5 protein-coding genes and 2 pseudogenes are annotated in these 9,865 nt (G+C 41.6%); all 7 read right to left on the minus strand.

The window, feature by feature from the left end:
* Window positions 1-700: pseudogene (locus VIP81_RS16565) on the minus strand (hypothetical protein); the annotation flags it as partial.
* Window positions 701-1,091: 391 nt separating this feature from the next.
* Window positions 1,092-2,138 carry a hypothetical protein gene (locus VIP81_RS16570; protein ID WP_331963169.1) on the minus strand — a complete coding sequence of 349 codons (1,047 nt, stop codon included), beginning with the start codon at window positions 2,136-2,138 and terminating at the stop codon, window positions 1,092-1,094.
* A 379-nt stretch (window positions 2,139-2,517) separates the two neighbouring features.
* Complete coding sequence (locus VIP81_RS16575; RefSeq protein WP_331963172.1) at window positions 2,518-3,654, minus strand: efflux RND transporter periplasmic adaptor subunit; 1,137 nt, start codon at window positions 3,652-3,654, stop codon at window positions 2,518-2,520.
* 11 nt (window positions 3,655-3,665) lie between these two features.
* Window positions 3,666-4,940, minus strand: a complete 1,275-nt coding sequence (locus VIP81_RS16580) for a TolC family protein (RefSeq protein WP_331963181.1) — start codon at window positions 4,938-4,940, stop codon at window positions 3,666-3,668.
* Window positions 4,914-8,012 (minus strand): annotated as a pseudogene (locus tag VIP81_RS16585) (efflux RND transporter permease subunit); the annotation flags it as partial. The gene VIP81_RS16580 and the pseudogene VIP81_RS16585, both read right to left, overlap by 27 nt.
* A gap of 212 nt (window positions 8,013-8,224) precedes the next feature.
* A complete protein-coding gene (locus VIP81_RS16590; RefSeq protein ID WP_331963175.1) occupies window positions 8,225-8,608 on the minus strand; it encodes a hypothetical protein in 384 nt (127 codons plus the stop codon).
* Between the two features lie 764 nt (window positions 8,609-9,372).
* On the minus strand, window positions 9,373-9,849 hold the full coding sequence (locus tag VIP81_RS16595) for a hypothetical protein (protein WP_331963178.1): 477 nt from the start codon (window positions 9,847-9,849) through the stop codon (window positions 9,373-9,375).
* Between the last annotated feature and the right edge of the window lie 16 nt (window positions 9,850-9,865).

The raw sequence follows: 9,865 nt of genomic DNA on the forward strand, positions 1-9,865 counted from the left end.
AGCGTAAAGGATGCTCGCGGGTATTGAACTGCAGTCCGAGCAGGAGCCCATTTGAAGAATAGCGGCTGGTATCAAACCCGTTTTGAAGGCTATACCGTTGATGTGGGGTACTATGTAAGGTTTCCAGTTTCTCATCATCGATCTTTCCGCGTATATTAAATGTGATGCCTACACCCACATATAAATTTTCTCCAACTTTGGTATACACCTGCTCAGACAAGCGGATATAATTAAATTTGATGGGGAAAGTACTATCGCTATTGGTGCGGTAATCTTTATTACCTGTACCAATCCCATAATCTTCGATGAGAAATTTTGAAAATTGCCAGTTGCCCTGCAGGTTCCATTTATCAGCAGCTCTGAAGATATTATGACGGGCCTGTAAAGTGATAATCCCTTTGGAGGTCAACAGCCCTTCCAACCCAAAAAACGAAAGATTAGTATTTCCAGGATTACCTAATTGTTTAACCCCGGATATTTTTGCACCAATTACAAAGCCTAAACTCGGGTTATAGCCTACAGAAGGGAGAATAGCTGCCTTTTTTTCTTCTACAACTTTGGCGGAATCTACTTTTTTATGAAGGATACGCCGGGCGAAATCGCTCAGATCCTCTTCCGGCACATGACGATTGCCGGGTGTCTGTGCTTTGGTAATAACAGGAGCAGACAGGAAACAGGTAACGATGTAAACAACGATCAATAGACTACGGCATATTGGATTTGCTATTCTTTGAATTGACATAAAGATGCTTACAAAAATGAAAGATCTGTTTATACATGATGGTTTACAGACCAAGGCGCTTTGACTTGCATATAAATATGTACTTCCTGTAAACGAGGTACAAAATCCTGTGAGGCTAATTTGCAGAACTCAGGCGGTTATGGTAACGGAGCTAAAACACGAATTCCGAAACTTAACTGTACAACACTTCACAGGTAAAATAGTTTTGCAATATTAAAAATACTTGTCGCGATTAAAGCGCCGGGCGAAACAACTGCATCAGTATAAGTGGGAGAAAGCGCAGGGAATCTCCCATCCTTGCTTTGTTCGAATTTTAATAATTGCGCTTCCCAATTCATGACTTGCTACTTTAGGGAACTCTCATTTTCCTGATTTTACCTCCCAGGTCATCATAATAATCTGATTCGGCAATATACAGGTAGTTGTTCTTTTTCTTTACCAGGGTAATATAATTAAATGAAGCCTGAACACCGATTCCATCCTTTGAAAGATGGGGGATATTCATCGGAGCGGTATTTATTTGTCCGGCAATCAGGGAATCTTTTCCTGTAGCCAGTGGCGTTCTTTCGATGATACATTTATCAAGTCTGGGTTTATATACAATGCTGTCTTCTTCTCCGAGTGCAAAGTTGGGGAAATCCCTGTCGTTATAGTCGTAACTGGGTGCTTCTTTTCCGGTTATTAAATTGAATTTCTCTAATCCGTAAATGCTACACCAATAAAGATATTGTTCATCTTGTGAAATATCAAAGCTTCTGACTTCTCCCTGCGTTATGAATAAGTTGTATCTCTTCGACAAAAAGTAATTACTATCCAGACGGCACTGAAGCGTATTGTATTCGTGGACGGGGGTGCTGTAGCCGTTACACATAAGATACAGATGATTGTTTTTGATATTCACATCGAATATAGCACCCATCCTGCTGGTTGTATCATGCCTTACCTCAACTAATTTTCCGTATTTGTCATAAATGGAATCAACAAATGAGAACACCACTGTTGATACATTCCCGGAGGGATCGATCTTTCTTAATTTTTTATTATAGCTATCATTTACATACAAGCTACCATCGGCATGAACGGCCATCCTGGTAGGAAGGTTAAACAATGCAGAGGCTCCGGGGCCATCTCTGAGACCAGCTTCCTCTCCTCCTGCCAGCAATGATTTAGTGCTGCCTTTTATCTTATAGATCTTGTTTCCCGCGCTGTAAAAGATCGTTCCGTCGTCGGCTATGGCCAGGCCCAATATATGAGCTTCTACCTCCTTTACTGTAGTAACGTTGTATAAAGCGGTATCCGGGTGGGTTACCACGGGTGGCTCATGGGGATCAACAATTTTACTGCAGGCAGTGGCTAATGACAACAACAGAATTGAAGCAATTAATGATTTTTCCATATTTAAAGTTTGGTTAATAAGATTTCGCAGGATAGAAAATAAACGGGAGGACAGACAGGTATCTTTAATTTGTGCTGTCTTAAATATGTTTGCAGATACGGTTATCGGGAATAAATATAGAGATAATTCTCTGAAAAATGCAATTTTCGGCAGCAGGAGTGCAGCATGTTAAATTTAGTATAGCCGTATACGTTTGGCGGCACGAATCTTGTTCTTATTATAGCAGCAAATGATTGATTCGATTTCCCCCGAAAAACTCGCACCAGAAGACCAAACAATATAACAGTTACAATAATTTCACCAATCCGGGAACGCCTTTTCTTTCTGGCGTTCCCGGATATTTTTTTTGTTTTCATTTTATCTATCTGCTTCTTAGCTATTATTCTTCCGCGGTATTTTTCATTTTCATCAGAAGGGAATAAGCACCTTTAACCACGATTTGTTGGTTAACCAAATTATCGGCATTTGCCGTTATAATTTCAATATAACCATTCTCATGGCTACCTGTCTTGACCGGTAACATTTCGAAAATGTTATTCTCTTTCCTGCAAAAAACAAATTCCTTATTCTCAAAACGTACCACCGCAGCTTCTGGCAGCGACCAGGTACTGTCATTGGCGGCTTCAATATCTCCATTCATATATGTACCTGGTATCAATGATTTATCATATTGTTCAAAATGGCAATGTACCTGTACACTTCTTTCTGAAGAAAGGTCTTGACCGATAAGAATAATCTTGCAATTATACTTTCTCTCAGGATTGGTATTATTATAGGCTTTTACCGTTTGACCAATAGCCAGTTTATTTAAATCCTTTTCAAATACTGTCAGCGCAAGATGAATATCTGTAGGATTTACGATTTCAAATAGCACATCCGATGGATTCACAAACTTACCTACGTTCACATTCACTTTAGATACGAAGCCATTTATAGGAGCATATATATTTACACTTCTTGAAATACTGTTTTCATCAAGTTTAGCAGCATTGATCCCTATTAACTGTAGTTTTTCTGCTACTGATTTGTTCAGGATTCGCACACTTATAAACTCTGCTTCGGTTTGCTCAAATAGTTTATCACTGGTAGCTTTGCTTTGATTAAGTTCTCGTTGACGATTATACTCTTTTTCGAGGTAAGCCAATTTTGCCTTGGAAGTAAGGTAATCCTGTTGTAGCTGAATAAACTGCTGATCTTCCATAACTCCTATTACAGCTCCTTTGCTAATGCGCATACCGGGTAAGAGGTTAGTCGATTTAAGAAACCCACCCAACGGAAAACTAATACTAACCATATTCTGTGGCGGCACATCAATTTGCCCGTTTACTTTAATGACAGCGGATATGCTACGTTTCTCCGGACGCTCTGCCATGATATCAGCATTTTTCAACTGAGCATCTGTCATTTCAATGAGGTTTTCTTTACCGGCTGCTGGCGCTCTTTCCTCTTCTTTAGGTTTGCTGTTACATGCCGCTAGTAAACAGGATGTAGCTATTATGATGATAAACTGTTTCATGAATTGTGTATTTACCTGTTTAATAAAGAATTGGATTCAATGATTGACTGGTTAAGGTTGTTCACGGCATCCAGGTATTCATTCTGAATCGTAAAAGCCTGATTGTTCAGCATCACCCATTCCAGGTAACTGATGTCACCATTCAAATACTGTAGGTTAGCTGTTGCAATGATGGTATCAGCGTTCTTTAACCCGGATAGTTCATAGTATGTAACCGCTTGGATCGCTTTTTTGTATTGTTTTGCTACCTGATCATATTGTAACTGCAACTCCTGTAGTCCTGCCTGATAGTTATTGATAGCCACTTCCTGACCGATCTTCTGAGCATTAATTTTTGCTTTCTGTGCGCCAAAGAAAAGTGGGATACCCACTCCCACCTGTGCAGACTGGAAACGCGTGCTGCCGGAATACTCCTTATTATCAGCTCCCATACCCCGCATGGTCATGTTGTTATAGCCTAACAGCAAATCGGGCAATAATCTGGATTTTTCGAGTTTGTATTTTGAAATACTTGTTTGCTCCTGTTGCTCCAGCAGCTGCAAGTATGGGTGCTTTAAAAGTGCTGAAGTATCATCTGTAGCGGGTGCTGGCATTTTAAGTGGGCTACTATCCGGCTCCAGGTCTGTTGCGCTATTTAGCAATACCTTTAACCTGGCCTGAAGGATGCTATAGTCTTGTTGTAATTGTTCCAGCTGTAATCCAATCTGTCCACGTTGCGTTTCTGCCGTGGTTTTCTCCAGTAGGTTACTTTCCCCGGTTTTGAAACGCAACGTTGCTTTCTCTAAAAAGACAGCGTAAATGCTATCCGTATGATGTAGTAATTCCTTCTTGCTACGCAGGAATAATAGTTGATAATAAACAAATGTAACCTGTCGTCTTAGTTCTGTTTGTCTTACGGCAACATTCAGCATGCCTTCCTTCCATTCTTCATTTAACAGCATTTTCTGCCTGCTATAGATAGTTGGAAATTTTATGGTTTGAGTGATGGCAAATTTATTGTCATTATAAGCGCTGTTGATTTTGCCATATTCGCCCGTTAATACTGTCTGATTTGCATCCCATCCGGCCCCTTTCAATTTGTTCAGATAATCTGCATTTAATTTTTGGTTACGGATAGAAAGATTATTCTTCATGGCAGTATCCAGCGCGGCATTTAATGAAATAGGCTGCTGGGCCTGTGCTTTAGGTGCTGCCAACAGCAGGAATGGCAGTAATAAGAGGGCTGCCCCCGGAAGATGTTTACCGGATTTCATTAAGTGACGTTTTTCAAAGATGATATAAAGCATTGGTAGCACAAACAAAGTAAGAAAGGTGGCTATTATCAGGCCGCCAATAACAACCGTAGCAAGCGGCCGTTGTACTTCCGCACCTGCACCATTGCTCAGTGCCATTGGCAGAAAGCCCAGTGAGGCTACTGATGCCGTTATTAATACTGGGCGAAGACGCACGCTTGTACCCTTCAATACAATTTCCCTGACATCATTCATCCCTTCTTTATGCAGGCGATTAAATTCAGCGATTAATACAATGCCGTTGAGAACAGCTACGCCAAATAAGGCAATAAAGCCAATACCTGCTGATATACTAAAAGGCATACCACGTAGTGCCAACGCCAAAATACCGCCAATGGCCGACAGCGGGATAGCCGAATAAATAAGCAATCCCTGTCTGATGCTGTTGAAGGCAAAGTATAGCATTAATAGAATGAGTAACAGGGAAACAGGTACGGCGATGCTTAAACGTTTCTTTGCCGCTTCCAGATTCTCAAATGCCCCACCGTAGGTTATATAGTATCCGGGAGGTAATTTGATTTTGCCAGATATCTTCTGTTGCAATTCGGCTACAACGGTCTGTACATCACGACCGCGCACGTTGAATCCAACAATAATCCGGCGTTGTGCATCTTCCCGCTGTATCTGATTGGGGCCTTCCTGTATAGTTACATTGGCTACAAGATATAACGGTATTTGGGTTCCCTGTTGAGTTGGAATAAGCAGATTTTGAACATCGGCCACATTCTGTCGCTGTTGGCCGCTCAAACGGACTACCAGATCAAAGCGTTTTTCTCCTTCATATACCAGTCCACTGCTTTGTCCGGCAAAAGCAGTGTTTACAATGCTGTTTATATCATTGATATTAAGGCCATATTGGGCTATAGCATCCCTGTTATACTGTATTACTATCTGCGGCATACCAGTTACAGCCTCCACATATAAATCTGTGGCTCCTTTTACCGTTCCGACCACTGCGCCTAACCGATTAGCAAAGACCGAAAGGCTGTCAAGATCCTCCCCATAAATCTTACAGACCACATCCTGGCGCGCACCGGTCATTAGTTCATTGAAGCGCATCTGTACAGGATATTGGAATCCAAAGGTTACACCGGGGATGGCTTCCAGTTCTTTTGACATTTTTTCTGTTAGTTCATCGAAGGTTTTTGCCGAGGTCCATTCCTTTTTATCTTTAAGAATCACCATCATATCACTGGCATCAATAGGCATGGGATCAGTGGGGATTTCACTACTGCCGGTTTTACCAACTACTTTTTCTACTTCCGGAAATTTCGCCAATAGTATCTTGGCTCCCTGAGAAACAGCAGTGGTAGATGTCTTCAAGCTACTACCGGTTAGCACCCTTGTTTCTACCGCAAAATCGCCTTCCTCCAGCCTTGGGATAAATTCTCCACCTAATAAAGACAGGACAAACAGGGCAATAGCCAGCAGAGCAACAGCAGAACCGATGATCAGTTTGGGGAAATTCAAAACCCGGCTGAGTATGCGCTGATATCGTATTTCCAGCTTTTCCATCATCCTATCGGACCAGGAGAGTTTTGTAGGGATTTTTTTATTTAAAACCAATGCACTCATCATGGGTACATAAGTTAAGGAAAGAAGGAAGGCTCCGAATAGCGCAAAGGCGACAGTTTGCGCCATTGGCTTGAACATCTTCCCCTCCACGCCAGCTAGTGCAAAGATGGGCAGGTAAACAATCAGGATAATCAACTCTCCAAAAACAGCGGCATTACGCATCCTTGCGGATGTCTCCAGCACAAGGTTATCCATTTCCTTTTGTGTAATGGTTGCTTTATTATAATGATGAAGTCTGAACATACAGGCTTCTACAATGATCAGCGTACCGTCAACGATCAGCCCAAAGTCAAGCGCACCAAGGCTCATGAGGTTTCCACTTACGCCGAAGGTGTTCATCATAATAACGGCTACCAGCATAGCCAGCGGTATGACTGATGCCACCAGTAGCCCAGCCCTGAAATTGCCCAGGAAAAGCACCAATACAAAAACCACAATCAGCGCACCTTCCAGCAGGTTCTTTTCAACCGTGCCTATGGCGTTATTTACCATCTTCGTCCTATCAAGAAAAGGATCTACCATTACACCTTCCGGAAGTGTCTTTTGTATCTGATCTATGCGTGTTTTGATATTTTTGATAACCTCGTTACTATTGGCCCCTTTCAGCATCATCACCACCGCACCGGATACTTCCCGTTCACCATTATAGGTCATAGCTCCGTATCGGGTGGCATAGCCCAGGCGAACATCACCAATATCCTTTACCAGCAGCGGAGTGCCATTGGTGGTATTTTTCACAACAATCTTTTTGATATCTTCTTCAGAGCTTACCAGTCCTTCGCTTCTGATGAAAAGTACGGTGGATTCCTTTTCTATATATGCACCACCTGTATTCTGGTTATTGGTTTCGAGTGCTTTAAAAACATCGTTGATAGAAATACCGTAAGATTTCAACTTTGCTGGTTCCACAGCTATTTCATACTGTTTAAGATAGCCACCGAAGCTGCTTACGTCTGCAACCCCCTTGACACCTAGCAGCTGCCGGCGCACTATCTAGTCCTGAATGGTACGGAGTTCCATTGCAGAATATCTGTCCTCATATCCTTTTTTAGGACGAACAGTGTACTGGTAGATTTCGCCCAGTCCCGTTGTCACCGGCGCCAATTTCGGGGTACCAAACCCAGATGGAATCTGGCTTTGTACTTCCTGTAGCCGTTCCGTTACCTGTTGCCGTGCCCAGTATACATCGACATCATCATCAAAGACAATGGTTACTACTGATAATCCGAATCGGGAAAAGCTCCGGATCTTATTGAGGCCGGGTATGTTACTGTTTGCCTGTTCAATAGGAAAAGATATCAGCCGCTCCACATCGGGTGCACCTAACGAAGGGGTAACCGTAATAACCTGTACCTGGTTATCTGTAATATCTGGAACTGCATCTATAGGTAATCTGGTGACCTCATATATACCATAACCAATGAGGCCTAGAATAAATAGACCCACAATCAGTTTGTTCCGGATTGAAAATTCAATGATCTTATTCAGCATATCGAATAATTGGTATACCTGTTCCGCCTATCCTGGCCCTTACAGGTACAAAAAAGTAAAATCACATTGATGATTGCGGGAAACATAGCCCACCGGCGCTATTAGCTTCCAAATCGGAGTATAGAAAAGGGTGTATGTCAGGTATCAGCTCCAATGCAACTTGTAGTTATTGCATAGTAAAGCCTGCCCGACAAAAAATGATCCGGTGAAAATTATGCTGATAAGGTTGGGGGGCCTCTAAAAGAAGTGCTGGAACGAGCTTGCAGCGGCGGCGGAAACTCATGCTTCAGTTGATAGCTTGTTTTTAAAATCGGATAGCAGATAGCTTCCGGTAAACAAACTGTTTCCGGAACAGGAGGTAAAGTTAATAGTGGAAGTGGAAGTGTATGTTGTAGGTTGTCACGAGACTGGGAAGTAAAGCAATGATCAATCAAGTTAAGCGCAAACAGCCCATTCTTTTCGTGATCATCGTCCTGATCATGATGTGAATGTTGTGCTGCAAACAAGTTATGATCGTGGTCATGGAAAACAAGGTTATGTGCAGTAATTACAATTACTGCCAGCACCAACGATATTTTGGTAATCCATGATCGCATGGTGTAAAGATAGTTATTCCAAGAAAACTACAAATACATGCCAGGTATCTTTAATATAAATACCCACCGATAGAATTAAACAATCAGCCTTCTGTGACCTGGCGTTTTCTTATTCCTTGCGAAATCAAGTGGATTAAGAATTATCAGGCATACCTAATTTCCCAAAGATGAATTGTATTTATGCAACAGTATAATATCCTCCTTGCCGTGGCCCCAATTCACTTTCAAAATGTTGTAGCAAGTTCTTAATAACTGCACCAGCACACCATAAATAATTGGAAGCTCACGGAGGGAATAAGGAGTTATTCGGATACGTTGGTTGTCGTCCATAAAGATTCTTTATAGGGTAATAACAATTGTGCAAGTCTAATATACGCGCTGGACATGGGGTTTGATAAAAATAAAAATGGACAAACCAAGAGTAATCTCAATTTGTCCACCTTAGTGCACCGGAGTGTACTTTTCTCGAACCATTTCCAACGGCATGATATTTCTTTTCACCAGCGTCTTCTTCCCCGAATCTGTAATCTGGTTTATAGCGGTGCCTGTGAAAAGAAAGGCAGTTCAAAAAAAAGAATTGCCCATAATAGACCTTAATCCCTGGGTTGCCAGCTGTGTTTTGGTAAAACCAAACTATTGGCTTCTTCATGCCGTCGCATTTAAAGTAAAATGTGCTTTCGCAAAGATCATTTCATCTTAAAGCCTTATCAGTTAGAAGACCACAACCAAACAAGAGGGAGTTATTGTAGTTACTAAGTGTCAAATTAAATGTCGCTTTGCTGCTCTCCAGAAGTTAATTTCTCAATATCGTCCAGATCCTTATGTCTACCTGCAGCTTTTTTGGCCTCAATAAGATTATTCAGGTGCAAAAACCTGATCATCAATCCTTCTTCATTGAAAATCTGGGCTTGAGGATAGGCATCATCAAATTCAACACCTTTGAGTTTTGTGATTATATCAATACTTACCGGTGGCCGCCCATAGGAAAAAACATCCACGGTGTCAACATCCAGGAATTTTGCTTCAGTCATATCAAAGATGGGCAAACCGAACTCCTGAAATGCGCGTGTTAGTCTCAAATAGTTTTCTTTTGTTCTGTTCACCCATATATCCATATCCCCGGTTACTCTTCGGTAACCATGAAGGATCACAGCATAACCTCCAACGAGAATGTACTCCACATCATGATTATTCATTGCCTGAATAAATTCTCTGAAATCATCATTAAAAATAGTACCCATTTACTTATTAAGTTTT

This window comes from Chitinophaga sp. (assembly GCF_036566945.1).
Taxonomy (GTDB): Bacteria; Bacteroidota; Bacteroidia; order Chitinophagales; family Chitinophagaceae; genus Chitinophaga.

What these genes read in the sequence shown, in the direction of transcription:
- VIP81_RS16570 (WP_331963169.1), bottom strand. Translation starts at nt 2,138, where the DNA reads ATGGAAAAATCATTAATTGCTTCAATTCTGTTGTTGTCATTAGCCACT.
- VIP81_RS16575 (WP_331963172.1), bottom strand. Translation starts at nt 3,654, where the DNA reads ATGAAACAGTTTATCATCATAATAGCTACATCCTGTTTACTAGCGGCA.
- VIP81_RS16580 (WP_331963181.1), bottom strand. Translation starts at nt 4,940, where the DNA reads ATGCTTTATATCATCTTTGAAAAACGTCACTTAATGAAATCCGGTAAA.
- VIP81_RS16590 (WP_331963175.1), bottom strand. Translation starts at nt 8,608, where the DNA reads ATGCGATCATGGATTACCAAAATATCGTTGGTGCTGGCAGTAATTGTA.
- VIP81_RS16595 (WP_331963178.1), bottom strand. Translation starts at nt 9,849, where the DNA reads ATGGGTACTATTTTTAATGATGATTTCAGAGAATTTATTCAGGCAATG.